Genomic DNA, 21,936 nt, shown 5'->3' with positions numbered 1-21,936 from the left:
GGGAGGACACCATGCAGCAATGGAATCGCGCCATCGGCGACATCGAAGCGGATCTGACGGCCGCCGTCGACGTCCAGGCACTGGCCAGGACTGCCATGACCTCGGAGTATCACTTCCGCCGGATGTTCTCCACCCTTGCCGGCATGCCGCTGTCCGAGTACGTCCGACGCCGGCGTCTCACCGCGGCCACCGCCGAGATCCTGGATGGCTCCACGGTGCTGGACGTGGCCGTGCGTTATGGCTACGGCTCTGCCGAGGCGTTCAACCGGGCCTTCAAATCACTGCACGGCATGACACCGACCGAGGCACGTCGTCCCGGCGCCGTCCTCCATTCTCAACCGCAACTCAGATTCCATCTGACCGTCGAAGGGACCACAGACGTGAAGCACCGCATCATCGAGAAGGCCGCCTTCACCCTGGTGGGAGTCCATACCCGCGTCCCGCTCATCCACGAGGGGGAGAACGCCGCCATCGCCGACTTCGAACGTTCTATAGACCCCACCATCCGGACGCAGCTGGCCGAGCTCTCGGATCAGGAACCGGCCGGCAGCCTCGCCGTCACCGTCAACATCGACGCACCTCGCTCGGAGGGCAGCTGGCTGGATTATTGGCGCGCGGTCGCCACCACGCGCCCGACGCCGGCCGGCCTGGAATCGCTCGACGTCTCGGCTGGTCTGTGGGTCGTCTTCCAAGCGGAAGGCGACTTCCCTGAGGCACTGCAACAGCTCTGGGCCGATGCGGCGACCGAGTGGTTCCCGGCCAATCCGTACCGATGGGCTCCGGGCCCCGAATTGCTCTCCGTGCAATCGGACGAGGGAGGAACGAGCGGCAGCGGCCAACTGTGGATTCCTATCGAGAGGGCCTGATGTTGGCGGTGACGGCCTGAGTCCCTCCCGTGACTACGATGAACGCACTATGACACCACGTCCCGCCGGCTCTCGCGCTGGATCCCCTGACCCGCCTGAGGCGGCGCGCGGACTGACCGCCGATGTCATCGTGGTCGGTGCCGGTGCGGCCGGATGTGCGATGGCTGCCGCCCTCGCTGAGGATCCGTCCCTGCGGGTGCTGGTCGTGGAAGCCGGCCCGTGGAACCGCAACCCCCTGGTGGCCGTGCCGAAGGGCTTTGTGCGGACCATGTTCGACCCGCGGATCAGCCTCGAGTACCCGGCGCTCCCGGCACGGGAACCGGGCCCCGTGGACGTGTGGCGGCGGGGCCGCGGGGTCGGCGGCTCCACGCTCATCAATGGCACCATGTACCTGCGCGGAGAGTCGCACCTCTACGACGGCCTGGCGGATCATCTCGGCGCGGACTGGTCCTGGCCTGCCTTCGGACGCGCCTTCGATCACCTGGAAGCCGTACTGCCCGTCTCCGCGCCCCCGTCCGAACCCTCGTCTGAACCTCCGTCCGAGGTCCTGCGGGCCCTGATCGCCGGCCTCGGGGAGACCGGGGTGCCGTTGGTGCCGGACGTGCGCGCCGCCGTCGGGCCTCGGGTGGGACGCACCCCAGCCACCATCCGAGGCGGAATGCGGCGGAGTGCAGCCACGTTGTTGCGACCCGGGCTCCGTGCAGGGAACCTGAGGGTGCTCACGGGGCAGACGACCGTGCGGGTGCTGACCGCCGGTGACCGTGCGGTCGGCGTGGAGACTGTCCTCGCAGACGGCAGCCGCATTCGTCACCACGCCCGACGTCAGGTGGTGCTCACCGCGGGGACGTTGGAGACGCCGTCGCTCCTGGAGCGCTCGGGCATCGGAGACCCGGACCGGTTGCGGCACCTCGGCATCGACCCCGTCGTCTCAGCGCCGCGGGTGGGCGAGGGCCTCCGGGAACAACGCGGGGCCACCGTCAAGGCCCGGATCCGCTTCGGGCTGGGCCTCAACGGCCGGCTCGGGACCACCCGAGGACTGCTCGGTGCCGCCGCTCAATACCTCGTGACCCGGTCGGGGCCGCTTGCCTCCGGCCCCTACCCGCTCGCCGCCTCCGTGGACTCGACCGGCGGGAACCGGCCGGATCTGCAACTTCTGCTCACCGACATCTCCACGGACGGCACGGGCCTGGAACCGGCGGACCATGCCGGACTGATGATCCAGGCCTATGCCCTCAGTCCGTACTCCACGGGGTCAGTCCATGCGGCCAACACCGATCCTTGCCGGCCCCCGCACGTCCGTGCGCCCCTGCTCGAGGATCCCCGCGACCGGGACGCGGCCGCCCGTGCCCTGAAGACGGCCCGCGCCGCGCTCGCCGCACCGGCGCTCTCGGGCGTGGTCATTGACGAGGAGCTGCCGGGCGTCAGCGTCGCCGGCGGTGATGACGAGGCTGCCGCCGCCTTCGTCCGCACGTCCGGTGGCGGCATCTACCACGCCGTGGGGACTTGCGCGGCCGGCGGACCGGACGCCGTCGTGGATGAGCAGCTACGGGTGCGCGGCATCGACGGGCTGCACGTGGCGGACCTCTCCGTCCTGCCCACGCACCCCTCTGGAGGGACGGCCGCGGTGGCCATGGCACTGGGGCACCTCGCCGGGTCCCGGATCCGGGAGGGCCGATGACGGCCATCGCCCGGACCCAGGGCTCCTACACCCGCCGCCACGGCGAACTGGTGTTCGGCGGATCGCCGTGGGGACTGGCCCGGCTGTCCGCTCCGGCCCGTCCCTTTGCCAGGAAGGTCCTGCGCCGCGGCGCCGGGGCCGTCGAGCCGGTCGACGACGTGGAACGCGCCACCGCACGACTGCTCGTGGACCGAGGTCTGGCCCTGCCCGTCCACCCGCCCCGGCGGCCCCGTCCGGACGAGGTGGAGGTGATCGTGCCGGTCCACGGTTCGGCCGTGCCCCTGACGCGTCTCCTCCCGGCCGTGCACGGCCATCGGGTGACCGTGGTGGATGATGCCTCGAGCGCCACCGATGCCCGGGAGATCGAACGGGTCTGCGCAGCCCACGGCGTGCGTCTGGTGGTCCTGCCCGAGAACGTCGGACCCGGCGGCGCCCGCAACGCCGGCCTGGCCGCGTCGACCGATTCAGCCGAGGGACCGGCCGACTTCGTCGCGTTCCTGGACGCGGACACCGTGCCCACCGAGTACTGGTTGGACGTCCTGTTTCCTCACGTCGACGACCCGACAGTGGCCGTCGCAGCTCCCCGGGTCCGGGGCTCCGTGACCGGTGCCGGCCCCGGCACCGTCCTGGAACGGTTCGAGTCCCGGCGCGGCGGACTCGACCTCGGGCCCCAGGCACGGCGCGTCGCCCCGGGGGGGCAGATCGGCTACGTCCCCACCGCTGCCCTGCTCGTGCGTCGCGCGGCCCTGCCGGATCCGCCCTTCGAACCCGGGCTGAGGGTGGGGGAGGACGTCGACCTCATCTGGCGCCTCGTCGCCGCCGGACACACCGTCCGGTATGTGCCCTCCGCCGAGGTCCATCATGAGGTCCGCGCTGGGCTGGCGGGATGGTGCCAGCGGCATACGGCCTATGGAACCTCGGCCGTCCCGCTCGAGGACCGGCACCCTGGCCGGCTCGCTCCAGCGACCTGGGGGTGGCCCGGCCTGGCGGTGCTCGCTGGAAGCCTGGTGGCAGTGGGTGGTCGCGGACCGGTGCGCGCCCTGGGTGTTGCGGGTGCCGTGGGCGGGTCAGCGGTCCAGCTCGGCGCCAGCGTCCGCCGCTTCCACCGTCGGGGTCTGCCCGTGTCCGGCGGCGCCGAGGTCGCCGTGCTCGGACTGCGGTCCGAGGTCACCGCCGTCGGCAACGCCCTGCGTCGCGAATGGTGGCCGCTCGGGGCGCTGGCCCTCGCGGTGTCCATGGTGTGCGCGGCTCCGGTGAGCCGGGCGAGGCGGGTGGCGCGCGCCGTCGTCGTGCTGGCCCTGGCTCCCACGGTGCCGGACACCGTGCAGGCTGCCCGGCACTGGGTTCAGGACCGCCTCAGCCATGACGGCCCAGCGCACGACGCCGGCGCAGCCCTCGATCCCGCCCGGCACCTTGCGCTGCGACTCGTCGCGGACGCGGCCTACGGTACCGGCGTGCTCCGTGCCGCGGTGCGGTCCCGGCGGTGGGCGGTGCTGCGGCCGCGGCTGCGCCAGAGCGGGGCATAGGTTCCGCCGCCTCTGCTGTTTCTGCTGCGCTCTGTCGTCTAACCCGGGATGCCGTCGAACGCTGCGATGGCCCGGTCGCGGAGCCGGGCGAACAGCTCCGCTCCCTCGGTGGCGCTGGCCCCGGTCGGATCGCCGAGCACGCCGTTCGGACTGACGCCCCGCACCCCGTGCGCCTTCATCTCGGCGAGGAGCTCTCGCACGGGAGTGGTGTTGCCGGGCTCCGCGTGATCCAGCCGCACCCGCTCCGGGGTCAGGTGCAGCATCAGCGAGGTCTCCGTCCGGCCGGCATGGGCGTCCATGCCCGGCAGGCCGAGGTGGTGGGCGAGGAGTGTCCGTCCTTCGGCCGTGCACAGTTCGGCTGCGGACCGGAGGGCATCCACATTGCCGCCATGTCCGTTCACCACCATGACCGCTGAGAACGTCGGGGTGGAGCTGCGAACCACCTCGACGATGAGCTGACGCAGGGCGTCACTGCCGATGGACAGCGTGCCGGGGAAGTCGGCATGTTCCCCGCTGGCACCGATCGGGAGGGTCGGGGCGAGGGCGGCACGAGGTCTGGCGTCTGCCACGGCGGTGGCCACCGCCGTGGCGGTGACGGCATCCGTGTCCAGGGGGAGGTGCGGACCGTGCTGCTCCAACGCCCCGACCGGGAGCACGAGCACCGGGGCCGCGCCGCCGAAGGTCTGCGGTCGGATGTCCGGCCAGGTGGCGTCAGCGAGTCTCATCGGCGTTCTCCTCCTGCGATTCCTGCATTTCCTGGATCGTCGCGGTGCCCGTGATTCTCCTGTGGTCCCGCCCCCGGGTGTCCAGTCGCATCGACAGCTGAGCGGCGACGCCCTGCTCCAGCCGGTCCAGGTCCACGATTGCGGCGAAGGCGGTGTCGATGAAGGTCGAGAGGTCGGTGTCGAGTGAGGGGATCCACTGCCGATAGGCGGCGACGGCCGCGCTCAAGGCGACCTCACCGACCAGCTCGGGGAAGAAGGATGTGGGATCCAGATTGAGGCGCCGAGCCGTGAACTCCGCGATGACTTGCCGCCAGTCGCGGAATTTCAACAGGGACCGGGCGATCAACTCGGGTTCCGTGAGGATGAGTCCGAGCCGGGCACGGTGCTGGTCGACGGCCTCCGGCGGGACGCGGTTGAATTCCACGACGGCATGGCGCACGGCGGCCATCAGGGGGATGTCATCCGGTACGAGGGCCAGTTCTCCGCGGAGCCGTTCCACCTCCCGGGCGAAGTCCCCCCAGGGCAGGTCCGCCTTCGTCGGGAAGTAGCGGAAGAACGTCCGTCGGGACACTCCCGCCGCATCGGCGATCTGCTGGACCGAGACGTGCTCATACCCGTGGCGGGTGAAGAGCTCCACGCCGATCTCGGCCAGTACGTCATGCGTGGTGGCACGGGGACGGCCCAGGGTCCGGTCAGGCGTCTCCTGGTTCTCGGTCATGGCCCCTCCTCTCACCTCTAGAAAGATTGTTCACCACGTTGTGCACGATCCATTGCATTGGCACCCAGTGTCATTTAGTCTCCCATCATGTGAGTGATCCAACTCACACATTCACGGCACTTTCCACGGAGGAACTATGGATCAGTCCAGCGCCCACGCCCAGAGCACTGACCCCGAAGTCACGGCGGACGACCTCGTCGAGGATGTCTCGATCGACGGCATGTGCGGGGTCTACTGACCTTGGCCACCACCACACACCGGGCTGTGGATCCGGGATCGGGGCTCGTCCTCGATCCCGGGACGGCCTGGACCCTGAATCCCCGCGTGGCGGTGCGGCCTGAGCCCTTCGGGGCCCTGCTCTACCACTTCGGCACCCGCCGCCTCAGCTTCCTCAAGGACACCCGGCTCGTCGATCTGGTCACCGCACTGGCCGACTTCCCGAGCGTGGATGCGACGTTCGCTGCCCTGGGGATCGCCGAGGATGCCCGTCCGGGCTACGTGTCCGCCCTGCAACGGCTCGCCGACACGGACATGCTGCTGCCGTCCACCGACCACGCCTGAACCCCTGGAGTTTGCCTTGACCCTCGCGCCCGAGCGCCGTCCTTCCCTCATCGACCACTTCGAACGCGGTCTCGATTCGCCGATCTGCCTGACCTGGGAGCTGACCTACGCCTGCAACCTCAGTTGTTCGCACTGCCTCTCGGCCTCCGGCCGCCGCGATCCGAACGAGCTGTCCACGGAGCAGTGCAAGGAGATCATTGACGAGCTCCAGCGGATGCAGGTCTTCTACGTCAATATCGGCGGTGGTGAGCCGACCGTCCGCTCTGACTTCTGGGAGATCGTCGAGTATGCCACCAGCCACGACGTCGGTGTGAAGTTCTCCACGAACGGGGTGCGTATCACGCCGGAGGCCGCGCAGCGGATTGCCGACAACGGTTACATCGACGTGCAGATCTCCCTCGATGGGGCTACCGCGGAGGTCAACGACGCCCTGCGGGGCAAGGGCTCCTTCGACCTTGCGGTCCGGGCGATGCAGAACCTGAAGGATGCCGGCGTCGAGGGGTTCAAGATCTCCGTGGTCATGACCCGGCACAACATCCCACAGCTCGATGAGTTCAAGGCCCTGGCGGACGAGTACGGTGCCACGCTGCGCATCACCCGGTTGCGGCCCTCCGGGCGGGCGGTGGATGTCTGGGATGACATCCACCCGCGTCCCGAGCAGCAGCGCGAGCTCTACGACTGGCTCGTGGCCCACGGGGAGGGCGTGCTGACCGGTGACTCGTTCTTCCACCTCTCCGCCTATGGGCAGACCCTGCCCGGGCTGAACCTCTGCGGTGCCGGGCGGGTGGTGTGCCTGATCGACCCGGTGGGCGATGTCTATGCCTGTCCCTTCGCGATCCACGATGAGTTCAAGGCCGGCAACACGGTGACCGACGGCGGTTTCGCTGCGGTCTGGCGGGGTGCCGAGCTGTTCACCGAGCTGCGCGAGCCGCAGACGGGTGGCGCCTGCGCCGGGTGTCAGTTCATGGACACCTGCCGCGGCGGCTGCATGGCCGCGAAGTTCTTCACCGGCCTGCCGCTCGACGGACCGGACCCCGAATGCGTGCGTGGTCTCGGCGAGGAACTCCTCCAGGGACGCGAGGCGGACCTGGAGTTCCCGCGGCCGAGTGTTGACCGGTCCCACCGGACCTCACCGCCCCGCCCGCGCGCGAAGTCCCGCCCGGTCCCGGTGAGCATCGGCATGGGCGCACCCGCCCGCCCACCGGTCAGCGCCTGCGAGATCGACCCCCTGGCCGGATTCGTGCCTCCTGGCGCCGCCACGGCCTCATCGTCCTGACCAGATCCCCCTCCGCCATCACCCCCCTGAACCACATCCACCTCCATCCACCGTCAAGCCACCCCCACGGCAATCAGAACAGCAATCTGAACAAGGAGTCACATCATGGGTGCACGTCTCGAAGGCAAGGTCGCGTTCATCTCCGGAGGAGCACGGGGGCAGGGCAGAAGCCATGCCGTCCGTCTCGCGGAGGAAGGCGCCGACATCATCACGTTCGACATCTGCCGGGACGTGAAGTCGAATCCCTATCCCGGTCCGCGTGCCGAGGACCTGGCGGAGACGGTCCGCCAGGTGGAAGCCCTGGACCGCCGCATCATCGCCCGTGAGGCCGACGTCCGCGACTTCGCGGCAGTCAAGGCCGTTGCAGACGAGGGCTTTGCCGAGTTCGGGCGACTCGACATCGTCTCGGCCAATGCCGGCATCCTGGGCGAGATCAATCCCCTGGCTGACCAGTCCGAAGAGGGCTGGCAGGAGATGATCGACATCAACCTCACCGGTGTCCGCCACACGGTGAAAGCCGCCCTTCCGCACCTCCGGACCGGTGGCAACGGTGGTGCGATCGTCCTCACCAGCTCGACGGCCGGCATCAAGGGCTACGCGAACATGACCCACTACGTTGCCGCGAAGCACGGCGTGGTGGGACTCATGAAGACCTTGGTACTTGAGCTGGGCCAGGAGAACATCCGTGTCAACACCATCCACCCCACGCAGGTGGACACGGACATGATCCAGAACGAGGCGATCTACAAACTGTTCGTCCCCGGCAAGGACAATCCCACCCGGGAGGACTTCGCAGAGGTCTCCCGGACGATGCAGGCGCTGGACATCGACTGGGTCGAGGCCCGGGACATCTCGAACGCGCTGCTATTCCTCGCCTCCGACGAGGCCCGCTACATCACCGGTCAGCAGCTCAAGGTCGACGCCGGCCAGACGAGCCTCTAAGCAGAAGGGATATTGATCATGGGTGCACGTCTCGAAGGCAAGGTCGCGTTCATCTCCGGAGGAGCACGGGGGCAGGGCAGAAGCCATGCCGTCCGGCTCGCGGAGGAAGGCGCCGACATCATCACGTTCGACATCTGCCAGGATGTCGAACACGTTCCCTACGCAGGCCCCACCGCAGAGGACCTGGCGGAGACAGTCCGTCAGGTTGAGGCCCTGGACCGGCGCATCATCGCCCGCCAAGCCGACGTCCGTGACTTCGACGCCATCAAAGCCGTGGCCGACGAGGGCTTCGCCGAGTTCGGCCGTATCGACATCGTCTCGGCCAATGCCGGGATCTCTGGCGAGATGGCCGAAGCAGACGTCATGTCGGAAGGCGGCTGGCAGACGATGATCGACATCAACCTCACGGGGGTGTGGCACACGGCCAAGGCCGCGATCCCGCACATCAAGGCCGGTGGCAACGGCGGCTCGATCGTCCTCACCAGTTCCCTGGCCGGCCTCAAGGGCATGGGCAACATCGCCCACTATGTCTCGGCCAAGCACGGCGTGGTCGGCCTGATGCGGACGCTCGCCCTCGAGCTGGCCCCGCACAGCATCCGCGTGAACTCCATCCACCCGACGCAGGTGGACACCCCCATGATCATGAACGAGGCCACGAAGAAGCTCTTCCGCCCCGACCTGGAGAACCCCACCGACGAGGATTTCGCCGCAACCTCCCAATCCATGAACTCCCTGCCCATCCCGTGGGTCGAGCCCGTGGACATCTCCAACGCCGTCCTCTTCCTCTCCTCGGACGAGGGCAGATACATCACCGGCGTACCGCTGCCCGTCGACGCCGGCGCCGGCCTCAAGTCCGTCGTCTTCTGAGCCCGCCGCCTGACCTTTTATCGCTCTCGACACCATCACCGCATCACGACACAGGAGCCACACATCATGACAGGACGTCTGAAAGGCAAGGTCGCCTTCATCACCGGGGCCGCACGAGGGCAGGGCCGGAGCCACGCAATCCGGCTGGCGGAGGAGGGCGCGGACATCATCGCAGTCGACCTCTGCGCACCGGTGGACAGCCTTGAAGGCTTCTACGAACTGCCGGGAGAGGACGAGCTGCAGGAGACCGCGCGTCAAGTGGAGGCGCTGGACCGTCGAGTGGTGACTCGCGTTGCAGACGTGCGGGATCTCGACGCACTGAAGTCGGCCGTCAACGATGGCGTGGCCGAACTCGGTGCCGTCAATATCATCGTCGCCAATGCGGGGATCTTCACCTTCGGGGCAAACACGCATGAGGTCAGCGAGACGACGTGGAACGACATCCAGGACATCAATCTCACTGGCGTTTGGCACACCTACGCCGCGGCTGCCGAGCACCTGATCAAGGCCGGCAAGGGTGGGTCGGTCATCATCATCTCCTCTCTTGCCGGATTCAAGGGACTGGCGAACGTCGCCGCGTATACCACCGCGAAGCACGGCATTGTCGGTCTGATGAAGGTGCTCGCGAACGAGCTGGGTCCACACGGTATTCGCGTCAACACCATCCATCCGAATTCGATTGACACGCCCATGGTCAAGAACAAGAGTGCGTACCGGCTCTTCCGGCCGGACCTGGACGAACCGACAGCGTCTGACGCCGAAGCTGCATTCGCCGGGCTGAATCCCTTCGGGAAGGCGTGGATCGAGCCCATCCACGTGTCCAACGCAGTCCTGTGGCTCGCATCCGATGAGTCGTACTACGTTTCCGGCGGCCAGATTCCGGTCGACGGAGGCGCGGCGATCCAGTAGGACGAGCATGAGCATCCAGTCAACGGGCCTGCGGGACAGCAGTCACGTGACCCGCGTCCGCGAGAGCCTCGGCCACCGCGTCGTCGGCCGCGAACGCGAACTCGACCTGGTCCTCGCCGCGGTGGCGGCTGGGCGGGACATCCTGCTCGAGGGCCCCCCGGGGACGTCCAAGTCCACGATCCTGCGGGCCATCGCCGAGGAGTGGGGCATCGCCTTCGTCCTGGTCGAGGGCAATGCGGACCTGACCCCGTCGAAGCTCCTCGGAGGGCATGATCCCGCCCGTGTCCTGCGGGAGGGATACCGGGATGAGAACTTCGTGGACGGCCCACTCGTGCGGGCCATGCGCGAGGGCGGCTTCCTCTACATCGAGGAGTTCAACCGTGCGCCGGATGACACGCTCAACACGCTGCTGACGGCCATGGCGGAGCGGCAGGTCACGATCCCGCGGATCGGAACCATCACGGCCCAGCCGACGTTCCGCATCATCGGATCGATGAATCCCTATGACAACGTCGGGACCACCCGCCTGTCCACCTCGGTGCATGACCGCTTCAACCGCCTCGTCCTCGGGTATCAGGACGCCGCGGCGGAGCATCAGATCGTGGCGCTGCGCACCGGCCTGGGGCCCGACGGCGGCCAAGATGTCCCAGCGCGGCTCGCCTCCGCGCTGGTCACGGACGCCGTCGCCCTGACCCGGGCCACCCGGGAGCATGAGGACACCCGCCAGGGCAGTTCGGTGCGAGGCGCCATCGACCTGGCACTGGTGGCCGCCCAACTGCTGAACCTGCACGGCCTCGATACTCCGGGCGAAGGCCGGGTGGGCGCAGAGAACACCCTGCGGCGCCGTTATGCCGACGTCATCCTGGATGCGGCCATGGTCTCCCTCTCGGGGCGGATCCACGTGGACGAGGCGGCGGGGACCACGCCCGAGCGCGTGCTGCGGGAGATCTGGGAGGACCATTTCATCCTGAGACCTGCAGCGGCGGAGCCGGGTTGAAAGCAGATCGAGGACGACGCTCCGATCGTGCGCCGGTCGCAGAAGGCGCCGGGCCGGCGTCGCAGGCCGAAGGTGCTCGAGGAGGCCCCGACGGTCTTCGAGCCGGCGACCGGCGAGGGTGGAGGGCAGGTGTTGACGGCCAGCGGAGCCGGCAAGGACGCCACCGCCGCTCGGGTCAGGGGAACAGCTGCGCCGGGGGAGACCGGCGAGGACAGTCAGGTCATCGACCTGGAGGACCTGGACGAGCACGCCGACGGGGAGGTGCTGCGCCGGGCACGGGAGATCGCCCTGGCGTTGGCGATTCCCCAGCCGCCGCGGCGGGCCACGGCGCGGCGCGGGCTGGGCGACCTGGAGCAACTTCCCTTCCGTGGCAGTGCCGAGGACATCGACCTGGAGGCGACGGTCGAGAACCTGGTGGCCAGGCCGGTCCCGGAGCCCTCGGACATCGTGGTGCGCGAGCGCATCCGGCAACGCCGGGCGATGGTGCTCCTCCTCGATGTCTCCGGCTCGATGCGCGGGGAGAGAGTCCGCTCGGCCGCTGCTGCCGTGGGCGCGATCGTGGGGGAGTTCGCCCGGGACGATCTGGCCGTGATCGCGTTCTGGTCCGATGCCGCCCGCATCGTACCGATGGGCCAGGTTGGCACTCCGGGCGGGATCCTCGAGACGCTCGTGCGCATCCCGGCACGCGGGCTGACCAATGTGGAGCATCCGCTGCGCCTGGCGCGCGACGAACTGGCCAGGGCCCCCGCGGCCGAGGGCCGTGTGCTGCTGCTGTCCGACTGCGTGCACAACGCCGGACCGGACCCGCGCGCTGCGGCCGCCAGCCTGCCTCGGCTGGACGTCCTCCTCGACACCTCGGGGGAGAAGGACGTGGACCTGGGGCGCGACCTGGCCCGGCTCGGGCGCGGACGGCTGGAGACCGTGCGCACCTTCCGGGACCTGCCGCGGGCACTGTCCAGGATCCTGAGCCCATGAGATTCACCCTGATCAACAACGACCAACGACATCCAACAGTGAGGACGGCATCACCATGACCAATCCGTGGTTCGAAAGCGTGGCAGAGGCCCAGCGCCGCGCGAAGAAGCGCCTGCCGGCGTCCGTGTACATGGCCCTGGTGGCCGGTTCGGAGCGCGGCATGACCGTGCAGAACAACATCGACGCCTTCGCCGAGCTCGGCTTCGCGCCAAAGATCACTGGGAACCCGCTCGCACAGGACACCAGGACCACCATCATGGGTGTGCCCGTCGAGTCGCCGGTGATGATCTCTCCCACCGGGGTCCAGGCCGTTCATCCCGACGGTGAGATCGCGGTCGCCCGGGCGGCGAACAACCGGGGCGCGGCCATGGGGCTCGGGGCATACTCCTCCAAGGCCATGGAGGATGTCATCCCGGAGAACCCCGGCCGGACCTTCTTCCAGCTGTACTGGTCGGGAGGCCGTGACCAGATGCTGGCGCTCGCACAGCGTGCCAAGGACGCCGGGGCGGCAGGCCTGATCATCACCCTCGACTGGACGAACGGCTACGGCCGGGACTGGGGCAGCCCGGAGATCCCGCAGGAGATGAACCTCAAGGCCATCCTCAAGTACGCCCCGGAGATCATCCGGGGCGGCAAGTTCGGCTACGCCCTGGACTGGGCCAGGACATTGCGTCCGCCGGAGCTCTCCGTGCCGAACGCCGTGCCGAAGGGCGAGCCCGCACCGGGGTTCTTCGAGGCCATGGGCTGGTGGCGCCAGACCGAGATCCCGACCTGGGAGGACATCGCCTGGCTGCGCCGCCAGTGGGACGGGCCGTTCATGGTCAAGGGCATCACCCGGGTGGACGACGCCAAGGCCGCCCGGGACGCTGGCGTCACCGCTGTCTCCGTGTCCAACCACGGCGGCAACAACCTCGATACGACGCCGGCCACCATCCGCCTGCTGCCCGCCGTCGCGGAGGCCATCGGTCACGACGTCGAGGTGTACCTCGACGGCGGCATCCGCCGCGGCTCCCACGTCTACAAGGCCCTGGCACTGGGGGCCCGCGGTGTGCTGATCGGCCGGGCCTACTTGTGGGGCATGAGCGCCAACGGGCAGGCCGGAGTGGAGAACGTCCTGGACATCATGAAGGACGGCCTGAAGGCCGCCATGATGGGCAACGGCCATGCGACCCTGTCCGAGATCTCCGCCCAGGACCTGCTCATTCCGCCGGGATTCGCCATCACCGCCGGAGGCGACGAGGGCCACGTCTGGGGTGCTCCGGCCCTCGGCTCCTCCGCCATCGAAGGGGCCGCCGGAGGGCTGGGTCCAGCCACCCGCCCACCCCTGAGCTTCTGACCTCCTGATCTGCCCCCACCCTGGGCGCTGGCCATCCGCCTCGGCGACTATCGTGTGATGAGAGGCACACGAGGAGGAGGAGCCCTGGCTGGCGAGGATCAACGAAGCATGCTGTCCAGGATGGCGTCCATCCTCCGAGCCTTCGAGCGGGGCGCGGAGGAACTGACCGCCACCGAGGTCAGCCGTCGGACGGGGCTGCCGGCCTCCACCTGCCACCGGATCATGCGCTCCCTGGCCGAGGAGGGAGTGCTGGAGATCGGCGAGGGGCACCGCTATCACGTGGGCCTGTGGCTGTGGGAGGTGGCTGCCCATGCGCCGCGGTCCGGCGGGGTGCAGCAGGCGGCACTGCCGTTCATGCAGGACCTCATGGACATCACCGGTCACCCGGTCCACCTGGCAGTGCGGGAGGGGTCGCAAGCCGTCTTCATCGAACGGATGTCACATTGGCGTGCGCGGAACTCCCGCCCCTACATCGGAAGCCATTATCCGCTGCATCTGACCTCAGTGGGATTGATGCTGCTGGCCCACGCACCCGTGGAGACTCAGGAGGACTACCTGTCGGGCCGCCTGGAGCAGCGGACGCCCTTGACTGTCACCAGTCCCCAGGAACTGCGGCGGATGCTGGCCTCGATCAGGTCACGGGGCTTCGCCGTCAGTGACCGTCAGGTCGTCATGGACGCCATCTCGGTGGCGGCGCCGATCCGTGACACCCATGGCCAGGTCATCGCGGCCCTGTCCGTCAACACGCCCCTGGGGAGCCTGAAGGAACAGACCATGGCGCATGCCGTTCAGACGACCGCCTTGGCCATCACGAGGTCAATGGCACTGAACGTCCAGATGAACCGGTAGTTTTCGTCTCGTGCTGTGACTCAGATCTCACTGACTGAGATCTCTGTAGAGCCGCGTCACCCCCGTTGGCAAAGTCGTGTTCGGCGATCCATCCGAACAAGGAGTCAACGATGTCCCTGCAATCCCCACTCGTCCGTTCTCAGGTCAACCGGCGCGGCTTCCTTGCCGGCACACTGGGACTGTCGGCACTCGGCATGACCGGCCTTCTCACCAGCTGCGGTACCGCGTCCTCCGGTGCCGCGGGGGGCGGTGAGGGCGGAACCGCCCCGTTCACATACCTGAGCTACCTGCCGATGGAGACCCTCTCGGTCGCTCCCGAACTGTTGGCGGACGCCGGCGGCCACTTCGAGAACCACGGCCTCCACGTCACGTTCCAGTCCACCAAGGGCTCACCCCAGGCCATCCAGACGCTCGTGGCCGGGGCGGGGCCGCTGACCCGCGTGGGGGCCATCGACCTGATCACCGCAGCTGCGGACGGGCAGCCCCTCGTCAATGTCGGCAGCATCGTGCGCGGCTCATCCATCCGTATCCTCAACTCCACGGCGAACCCGCTGGAGAAGCCCGGGGACTTCCTCGGCAAGACCATCGGCGTGCCATCCGAGGGCGGTACCAGCGACAAGTCGCTGTCCCTGATGCTGCACAAGGCCGGCCTGAACCCCGACGACGTCGCACGCCAGGTCGTCGGCCTGGGCCCCGGGACCTTCGAATTGGTCAAGCGCGGGGACATCGCCGGGTACATGGTCAGTATCGACCAGGCCATCGTCACCCAGCAGCAGTTCGCGGGCGAGGCACAGGCCTTCGACGCCGGCGATGCCGTGCGCGCCGACTCCCAGATCTACACCGCCACCCAGCAGTCCCTGGAGGAGCACGGTGAACACATCAAGGCTTACATGGCCGCCATCCGGGATGCCGTCCAGGAGATCGTCGACGACGAATCTCTGGAATCGGTCATCGAGACGATGCGGTCGAAGTACTCCTTCGGGTCCCTGGATGACGACGACGTCGCCAAGGAATCCCTGAGCCAGAGCAGGGATCTCTGGACCGCGAAGGGCACCCAGCCTCTGCTCACCACGGATGAGGGCTACTGGGCCGAAGGGTACGAGGAGCTCGTCGCTGCCGGGATGGTCGAGGCCGGCTCGGACCCGTTGGAGTGGCTGGACAACAGCTACTTGCCCACCTCCTGAGTTCCGCCCATCCCCGAGGAGCAACCATGAGCATGCAAACCCAGCCCACCGTGGCAATGCCTGAGACCGCGGCGCCCGACCCGAGTCCGGAGATCCGGGTCTCCGGACTCGGCAAGACCTACAAGACCGAACGCGGGACCACCCACGCGCTCTCCGACATCAACCTGGACATCCGCAAGGAGGAGTTCGTCTCCCTGATCGGCCGTTCCGGCTGCGGCAAGACGACACTGCTGCGCATCATGGCCGGACTGGTCCCGCCCACCGCCGGCCACGTCGAGATCGGCGGACGCGCCCTGTGGCACCAGGAGACCGTCGACTCGTCCGTCATCCGCCGTCTCGGCGTCGTGTTCCAGGATTCGAATCTCTTCCCCTGGTACAACATCGAGGACAACATCGCCCTGCCCCTGCGCCTGCGCGGGGTCAAGAAGAACGAGCGGCGGGACCGGGTCCGGGAACTGGCCGCACTGGTGGGGCTGGAGAACTTCCTCCCCAACTATCCCCGCGAGCTGTCCGGCGGCATGCGCCAGCGCGTCGCCATCGCCCGGGCGCTCAGTGACAACCCCGAGCTCCTCCTGATGGACGAGCCGTTCGGCGCCCTGGACGCGCTGACCCGGGAGAAGATGAACATGGAGATCCAGCGCATCGCCCTGGCGACCCGCGCCACCGTCGTCTTCGTCACCCATGACATCGACGAGGCGGTGGCCCTGGGGGATCGGGTCGTCCACCTCACCCCGCGCCCCGGTCGCATCAAGGACGTCGTCGAGGTCCCCCTGGCCCGGCCCCGCGGACTCGAGATCAAGAAGGACGCCGCCTTCCACGGGCTGGTCGGGAACCTGCACACCTCACTGAACGAAGAGGACGACCATGAATCGTAAGAAACTGCTGAAGGTCCTTCCGTGGATCACCACTCCCGGACTCCTCGTGGTGCTGTTCGTGATCTGGGAGCTGAGCGTCAAGGCGTTGGATGTCTCGCCGCTCATCCTGCCTCCGCCGACCATGATCTTCGAGAACCTCGGCGAACTCCTCGCCCAGCCCACCACCTGGGACAACGTGCGGGTGACCGTCATCGAGATCGTCCTCGGCTTCGTGGCCGGCGTCCTGGCGGGCGTCCTCGTCGGGGTCGTTCTGGGGAAGCTGCCGTTGGTGGAAGCCAGCGTCAGGCCCTTGATCATCGCACTGGAGGTGGTGCCGAAGGTCGCCCTCATCCCGCTGTTCGTCATCTGGTTCGGGTTCGGCATGACCACCAAGGTCATCATCGCCGGCCTCCTGGCCTTCTTCCCCGTCATGCTCAACGTCCTGCTGGGCGTGCGCTCCGTGGAACGGGGGCACCGAGACCTGATGCAGAGCATCAACGCCAGCCGGTGGCAGACCTTCCGGCACCTGGAGTACAAGAGCATGATGCCGCACGTCTTCGCCGGCATGGAGACGGCCATCGTGCTGGCGGTGATCGGCACCATCGTCGGAGAGTACCTGGGTGGCAACGAGGGGCTGGGCTACATGGTGGTGAAGACCCTCAACGAACTCAATGCACCGGCGTTGTTCGCGGTCATCCTGATGCTGGCGACCGTGGGGCTGATCATGTACTTCATCGTGACCTCCTTCAAGCGCGTGGCGATCCCCTGGCACGAATCCGTCTATGGGCGAAAGGACGTGGGCTGAATGGAACTGCGCAGCAACTTCCCCGTCGGCTCTCCCCGGTGGGCGACCCGCCGGACGCAATGGAAGGCACTCGGCCTGAGCGACGAGGATGTGGTCAAGCCGAAGATCGCCGTGGTCAACTCCTCCTCGAAACTCTCACCCTGCTTCAGCCATCTCGACGCCATCGCCGACCAGGTGGTCGAGGCCATCCGGGAGGCCGGAGCTGTGGGCTTCGAGATCCGGACGGTGGCACCCACCGACTTCATCATGGCCGCCGGGGGCCGAGGCGGCTACGTCCTGTCCAGCCGGGACCTCCTGGCCAATGACATCGAAGCGGCCGTGGAGGGCAGCCAACTGGACGGCATGATCTGCCTGGCCTCGTGCGACAAGACGACACCGGGCCAGCTGATGGCGGCCGGACGGATCAACGTGCCCACCATCGTGGTGCCCTGCGGATACCAGCCCTGCGGAATCCTGGACAACGGCGAGCCCGCGGACATCGAGGAGGTCTTCCTGAAGGCCGGCCACGTGGCCACCGGAGGCATCACCATCGAGGACCTCTGCACGATCAGCGACCGGGCCATCGCCGGCCCCGGCGTCTGTACCGGCATGGGAACCGCCAACACCATGCACATCATGGCCGAGGCACTCGGCATGAGCCTGCCGGGATCGGCACCCGTGGCGGCCAACAGCACTGCGATGTGGGAGAACGCACGTGCCTCCGCCCGGACCATCGTCGAGGCGGTGCTGACCCAGCGTCGTCCCCGGGACATCCTGACCCCGGGCGCCTTCCGCAACGCCGTCGCGGCCGTGCTGGCCGTGAGTGGATCGATCAACAGCGTCAAGCACCTGCAGGCCATCGCGGTGGAATCCGGTGTGGACGTGGACATCAGTGCACTGTTCGCCGAGCTCGGCCGCGAGGTGGGTCCACTCACGGCCATCCGGCCGAGTGGCCCGGACAGCATCGAAGACCTGGAGGCCGCCGGGGGAGCACTCGGCGTCCTCTCGCAACTGCAGCCCGTCCTGGACCTCGAGGTCGCCACCATCGGCGGGCGAACGCTGGGCGAGGTCCTGCAACGGGCACCGGAGCCGGACGCGAGTGTCATCCACCCCCTGCATGAGCCTCGCGCCACACACGCCACCATCCAGATCTTGTACGGGTCCCTGGCGCCGGCCGGTTCGATCGTCAAGCTCTCCGCCACCGAGCGCCGCCAGGACAGCTTCGAGGGCCCTGCCCGGGTCTTCGAGGACGCGGCAGAGGCCATCGCGGCCATCAACACACATCAGGTCGAGGCGGGGACCGTTCTGGTCCTGCGCGGCCTGGGTCCCTCCGGAACACCGGGGATGGGTATGGCTTCCAATGTCGTGTTCGCCCTCAACGGCGCCGGACTCACCGGTCAGGTGGCCGTGGTGACCGACGGCCAGCTCTCCGGGCTCGTGAACCAGGGCATCGTCGTCGGCGAGGTCAAGCCGGAAGGAGCCCTGGAGGGCCCCCTCGGGCTGGTCCACGACGGCGACCCGATCCGAGCCGACATCCCGGCCAGGAGCGTGGACCTGCTTGTCTCCGGCGAGGAGCTCGAGCGACGCCGGTTGACCCAGCCGGCCCGCGAGCCCACCACGACCGAGGGGTGGCTGGGCGTCTACGCCCGGACCGTCACGCCGCTCGAACGCGGCGCCACCCTGGTCCCTGAGACCGCCCCCGCACTGCAGCACCACCACTACGCCAAGGACTCCTGATGCCCCACAAGCTGACCGACGTGAAGATCCACACCATCACGAAACCACCGAGCGGACCGCTGGAGGAACTGCGCGGAGACCTCTGCGTCGTCGGCGCCGGCATCGCCGGCGTCTCCGCCGCCCTGACCGCGGCGGGTCTGGGCCGGCGGGTGATCCTCGTGGATGCCCTGCCCATGCTGGGCGGACAGTGCGCGAACTCCCTGATCGGACTGTTCTGCGGGGTCTACGGCAACGGGCCGGAATACCGCCAGCTCACGCACGGCCTCTTCGACCGGATGTTCCCCGACCTGGAGAAGACGGGCGATCTCTCCTACAACCACCGCCACACCATCACGGTGAACTATGACGAGCACGCCGTGGGCCGCTGGATGGAACGCGAGATCGTCCAGTCGGGAGTGGTTCCCGTGACTGGAGCCTCCATCCTCTCGGTGGACAACGACGCCGGTCACCTGCGGTCAGTGACGTTCGCAACCCGCTACGGACTGCTGAAGGTCGAGGCGGATTCCTTCATCGACGCCTCCGGAGACGCGGCGCTGACCTGGGAAGCCGGCCTCGAATGCCGGGTCCCGGAACGGACCATCTGGGGATCGCAGCAGGTGCGCGTCGAGGGGCTCGTCCCCTCAGCCGCGCCGGATCCTCAGGACCTGGCCCAGAGCGTGTACGACCATGCCGACGAATACGGGCTGATCCGTCGGGACGGGCTGGCCTTCTTCTTCCCCGGCCGGGACACGGCGGTGCTGAACATGACCCATATCGAATCCCCTCTTGAGGCTGTGGGGGCCGCTGAGGCCCAACTGCGCGGCAAGGATCAGGCCGATCGCGTCATCCAATTCCTCCGGGACCACCATCCGGCGGCCTTCGGCCAGGCCTCCGTCCGCTTCTACGGTCTTCCGGGCCGGCGCCAGACACGATGGATTGCCGGTGAGCACCAGCTCACCGAACACGAGGTGCGCTCAGGGTTCCGGTTCGAGGACGCGATCGCCCGGACCTCCTGGCCCATCGAGCTGCATGACCAGCCCGAGGGGTACGTCTGGGAGCAATTCGACGGCGATCACGTGCACTATGTGCCCCTGGGCAGCATCACCCCCCGAGGTGCCGTCAACCTGTTGGCTGCCGGACGGTGCGTGGACGGCGACGCAGCCGCCCTCTCCAGCATCCGCGTGATGGGTCCCTGTGCAGCCATGGGGGAGGCCGCGGCCCACGCGCTCGACCTGGCCGACGGCGGTCCTGTGGCCGAGATCGACCGGGCCCAGTTGCGCGAACGCCTCCGGGCCAATATCGGTCCGGACGAGGCCGGGGACGGCGCGGTTCCGGCCGGGGTGCCAGCCAGCGACCGTCATGAGGAGAAAGACGAAGAAAAGGAGCCCCTCCATGCTGCTCACTGACGACGACCGGGCCATGCGGGACGGGCGGGACGGTGACGCCGTGGCGGCGGCCATGGACCTGCTGGTCCGCTACGGGGAGGGACTGGGGGCCGAGAGGCTGTGCAGTGTCCGCAATGTGGCCGGAACCTCCACCCAACCCACGCCTGCGAAGGAGAAGATCGCCGCCGAGGGCGGCTGGAACAAGGCGTATGCCGTCATCAACCTCGACTGCGACGACGAGATCGAGATCCCGAAGATGCGGGTCCCCACGTGCCAATTGCAGCACGGATTCAGTGCCGATGCCCTCAACATCACCCCCTACAACCCCCACCTGGTGGAGTTGCAGGCCGACGCCGAGGCCTTCGCCAGTGACCGGGGCATCAACATCCTGGCCACGTGCACGCCCTACCAGGTGGGCAACCTGCCCGTGCGGGGAGAGCACATCGCCTGGATGGAATCCTCGGCGGTGGTCTACGCGAACTCGGTCATCGGAGCCAAGTCCAACTGCGAGGGCACTGCGTCCACGGGAGCGGCCGGCCTGACCGGCCGCATCCCCTATTGGGGCAACCACCTGGATGAGAACCGCCACGGATCCCACCTGATCCGGGCGGACGTGCCCATCGACTCCTTCCTGGACTGGGGACTGTTCGGGTACTTCGCGGGGCACGTGGTCCAGGAGGAGCGGCCTGTCCTGACGGGCGAGCTGGGCCTGCCCAGCCAGGCCGACCTGAAGCATCTCGGGGCGGCCCTGGCGACTACCGGGGGTGTGGAGATCTTCCACCTGCCCGGTGTCACGCCGGAGGCGCCCTCGGTGGAGGCTGCCTTCGGTCCGCACGAGGTCCCGGAACCCGTCGCGTTCACCGCGTCGGATCGACGCCAGATGTACGAACTGCTCAACAACCAGGGGGACACCGAGGACGTCGACTTCGTGCTGCTGGGCTGTCCCCATGCCTCCCTGGACCAATTGGGGGAGATCGCCGCGCTGCTGGACGGGCGGACCCTGCATCCCGGGACGGAGCTGTGGATCATGACGCCGCGAGCCTTGCGGGCCGTGGCTGACCGCAACGGCTACACAGAGGTCATCCACCGTGCCGGTGGGCGCCTCCTGACGGACTCCTGTCCGGCCATGTCCCGCACAGCGCCGAAGGGCACGCGGGTCTTCGCCACCGACAGTGCCAAGCAAGCCCACTATCTGCCCGCCATCCTCGGGATCGAGGCCTGGTTCGGCACCACGGCCGACTGCGTTCAGGCCGCGATCACCGGGACCTGGAAAGGAGAGCTGTCATGAGCGTGCCCTCCACAGAAGCCCGCGCCGTAGCACGGGGAACGGTGTTGAGAGGAAGGGGTATCGTTCCCGGAATCGTCCGGGCTGAGGCCCTCGTCTCCCCGGAGACCATCTCCGGGTGGGGCGGCATCGACCCGGCCCAGGGCACCATCATCGAGCGGCGCCACGCCTTGTGCGGGGTGTGCTTCACCGGCAAGGTCCTGGTCTTCCCCGGGGCCAAGGGCTCGTCCGGGTGGTCGGGCTTCTTCCAGAGCACACGGTTGCTTGGAACGGCCCCGGCAGCGATGGTGTTCACCACGGTGACCACCAAGGCCGTGCTCGGCGCCGTCGTGACCCGTGTCCCCACCGTCAGCGAGTTCGACCGTGACCCGGTCCAGGTCATCCGCACCGGCGACATCGTGGAGGTGGATGGGGACGCGGGAACCGTCACCATCGTGGGGTAGGGCCTCACGACGGTTGGCCGGCGACCAGGACGCTCGGACGGGAGACTGCCGGTAGCGTGG

The 21,936-nt window shown here is 68.3% G+C and carries 22 protein-coding genes; 20 read left to right on the top strand and 2 right to left on the bottom strand.

The window, feature by feature from the left end; translation table 11 throughout:
- Positions 1-11 precede the first annotated feature (11 nt).
- The 3 genes from IEX49_RS14050 to mftF are packed head-to-tail and all read left to right on the top strand — an operon-like array spanning position 12 to position 4,070.
- Positions 12-866 (top strand): AraC family transcriptional regulator, encoded by an 855-nt coding sequence (locus IEX49_RS14050; RefSeq protein ID WP_188806788.1) that lies wholly within the window; start codon positions 12-14, stop codon positions 864-866.
- Positions 867-915: 49 nt separating this feature from the next.
- Positions 916-2,544, top strand: coding sequence for a GMC family oxidoreductase (locus tag IEX49_RS14045; RefSeq protein WP_188806787.1), 1,629 nt, complete (start codon positions 916-918; stop codon positions 2,542-2,544).
- Positions 2,541-4,070 (top strand): mycofactocin biosynthesis glycosyltransferase MftF, encoded by a 1,530-nt coding sequence (mftF, locus tag IEX49_RS14040; protein ID WP_188806786.1) that lies wholly within the window; start codon positions 2,541-2,543, stop codon positions 4,068-4,070. Before IEX49_RS14045 ends, mftF begins: the two co-directional genes overlap by 4 nt.
- 38 nt (positions 4,071-4,108) lie before the next feature.
- Here the strand turns inward: mftF and mftE are convergent, their stop codons facing one another.
- Both mftE and mftR read right to left on the bottom strand, forming a co-directional pair.
- Positions 4,109-4,795 carry a mycofactocin biosynthesis peptidyl-dipeptidase MftE gene (mftE, locus tag IEX49_RS14035; RefSeq protein ID WP_188806785.1) on the bottom strand — a complete coding sequence of 229 codons (687 nt, stop codon included), beginning with the start codon at positions 4,793-4,795 and terminating at the stop codon, positions 4,109-4,111.
- Entirely contained in the window at positions 4,782-5,513 is a 732-nt protein-coding gene (gene mftR / locus IEX49_RS14030) for a mycofactocin system transcriptional regulator MftR (RefSeq protein WP_188806784.1), read from the bottom strand. The genes mftE and mftR overlap by 14 nt, the downstream gene beginning before the upstream one ends.
- Before the next feature lie 136 nt (positions 5,514-5,649).
- Here mftR and mftA point away from each other — a divergent pair, with 136 nt between their 5' ends.
- The 17 genes from mftA to IEX49_RS13945 all read left to right on the top strand — a co-directional run bounded on the left by mftA (position 5,650) and on the right by IEX49_RS13945 (position 21,876).
- Positions 5,650-5,751: a mycofactocin precursor MftA gene (gene mftA, locus IEX49_RS14025; RefSeq protein WP_188806783.1), complete on the top strand. Its 102-nt coding sequence runs from the start codon at positions 5,650-5,652 to the stop codon at positions 5,749-5,751.
- Positions 5,752-5,753: 2 nt separating this feature from the next.
- Positions 5,754-6,074: a mycofactocin biosynthesis chaperone MftB gene (mftB, locus tag IEX49_RS14020; RefSeq protein WP_229672728.1), complete on the top strand. Its 321-nt coding sequence runs from the start codon at positions 5,754-5,756 to the stop codon at positions 6,072-6,074.
- 16 nt (positions 6,075-6,090) lie between these two features.
- Positions 6,091-7,350, top strand: coding sequence for a mycofactocin radical SAM maturase (mftC, locus tag IEX49_RS14015; protein ID WP_229672726.1), 1,260 nt, complete (start codon positions 6,091-6,093; stop codon positions 7,348-7,350).
- A gap of 105 nt (positions 7,351-7,455) precedes the next feature.
- Positions 7,456-8,292 carry a mycofactocin-coupled SDR family oxidoreductase gene (locus IEX49_RS14010; RefSeq protein ID WP_188806780.1) on the top strand — a complete coding sequence of 279 codons (837 nt, stop codon included), beginning with the start codon at positions 7,456-7,458 and terminating at the stop codon, positions 8,290-8,292.
- An 18-nt stretch (positions 8,293-8,310) separates the two neighbouring features.
- Positions 8,311-9,159 carry a mycofactocin-coupled SDR family oxidoreductase gene (locus tag IEX49_RS14005; RefSeq protein WP_188806779.1) on the top strand — a complete coding sequence of 283 codons (849 nt, stop codon included), beginning with the start codon at positions 8,311-8,313 and terminating at the stop codon, positions 9,157-9,159.
- 66 nt (positions 9,160-9,225) lie between these two features.
- Positions 9,226-10,068: a mycofactocin-coupled SDR family oxidoreductase gene (locus IEX49_RS14000; RefSeq protein WP_188806778.1), complete on the top strand. Its 843-nt coding sequence runs from the start codon at positions 9,226-9,228 to the stop codon at positions 10,066-10,068.
- A gap of 7 nt (positions 10,069-10,075) precedes the next feature.
- Positions 10,076-11,065, top strand: coding sequence for an AAA family ATPase (locus tag IEX49_RS13995; RefSeq protein WP_188806777.1), 990 nt, complete (start codon positions 10,076-10,078; stop codon positions 11,063-11,065).
- Positions 11,066-11,092: 27 nt separating this feature from the next.
- Positions 11,093-12,040 (top strand): vWA domain-containing protein, encoded by a 948-nt coding sequence (locus IEX49_RS13990; protein ID WP_229672725.1) that lies wholly within the window; start codon positions 11,093-11,095, stop codon positions 12,038-12,040.
- 55 nt (positions 12,041-12,095) lie between these two features.
- Complete coding sequence (gene mftD, locus IEX49_RS13985) at positions 12,096-13,376, top strand: pre-mycofactocin synthase MftD (RefSeq protein WP_188806776.1); 1,281 nt, start codon at positions 12,096-12,098, stop codon at positions 13,374-13,376.
- A gap of 120 nt (positions 13,377-13,496) precedes the next feature.
- Positions 13,497-14,225, top strand: coding sequence for an IclR family transcriptional regulator (locus tag IEX49_RS13980; protein ID WP_188806775.1), 729 nt, complete (start codon positions 13,497-13,499; stop codon positions 14,223-14,225).
- A gap of 110 nt (positions 14,226-14,335) precedes the next feature.
- Complete coding sequence (locus tag IEX49_RS13975) at positions 14,336-15,409, top strand: ABC transporter substrate-binding protein (RefSeq protein ID WP_229672724.1); 1,074 nt, start codon at positions 14,336-14,338, stop codon at positions 15,407-15,409.
- 26 nt (positions 15,410-15,435) lie between these two features.
- Positions 15,436-16,284: an ABC transporter ATP-binding protein gene (locus IEX49_RS13970; protein WP_188806774.1), complete on the top strand. Its 849-nt coding sequence runs from the start codon at positions 15,436-15,438 to the stop codon at positions 16,282-16,284.
- A complete protein-coding gene (locus tag IEX49_RS13965) occupies positions 16,274-17,068 on the top strand; it encodes an ABC transporter permease (RefSeq protein WP_188806773.1) in 795 nt (264 codons plus the stop codon). The genes IEX49_RS13970 and IEX49_RS13965 overlap by 11 nt, the downstream gene beginning before the upstream one ends.
- The gene (locus IEX49_RS13960; RefSeq protein ID WP_188806772.1) at positions 17,069-18,784 is read left to right on the top strand and encodes a dihydroxy-acid dehydratase; all 1,716 of its coding nucleotides are present in this window, start codon (positions 17,069-17,071) and stop codon (positions 18,782-18,784) included.
- Complete coding sequence (locus tag IEX49_RS13955; RefSeq protein ID WP_188806771.1) at positions 18,784-20,169, top strand: FAD-dependent oxidoreductase; 1,386 nt, start codon at positions 18,784-18,786, stop codon at positions 20,167-20,169. The genes IEX49_RS13960 and IEX49_RS13955 overlap by 1 nt, the downstream gene beginning before the upstream one ends.
- On the top strand, positions 20,156-21,436 hold the full coding sequence (locus IEX49_RS13950; protein ID WP_188806770.1) for an aconitase X: 1,281 nt from the start codon (positions 20,156-20,158) through the stop codon (positions 21,434-21,436). Before IEX49_RS13955 ends, IEX49_RS13950 begins: the two co-directional genes overlap by 14 nt.
- Positions 21,433-21,876 carry an aconitase X swivel domain-containing protein gene (locus IEX49_RS13945; RefSeq protein ID WP_188806769.1) on the top strand — a complete coding sequence of 148 codons (444 nt, stop codon included), beginning with the start codon at positions 21,433-21,435 and terminating at the stop codon, positions 21,874-21,876. Before IEX49_RS13950 ends, IEX49_RS13945 begins: the two co-directional genes overlap by 4 nt.
- The last annotated feature ends 60 nt before the right edge of the window (positions 21,877-21,936 follow it).

Source organism: Citricoccus zhacaiensis (assembly GCF_014645315.1).
GTDB classification, from domain to species: Bacteria; Actinomycetota; Actinomycetes; order Actinomycetales; family Micrococcaceae; genus Citricoccus; species Citricoccus zhacaiensis.
This window is presented reverse-complemented; position numbering and strand designations above follow the sequence as displayed.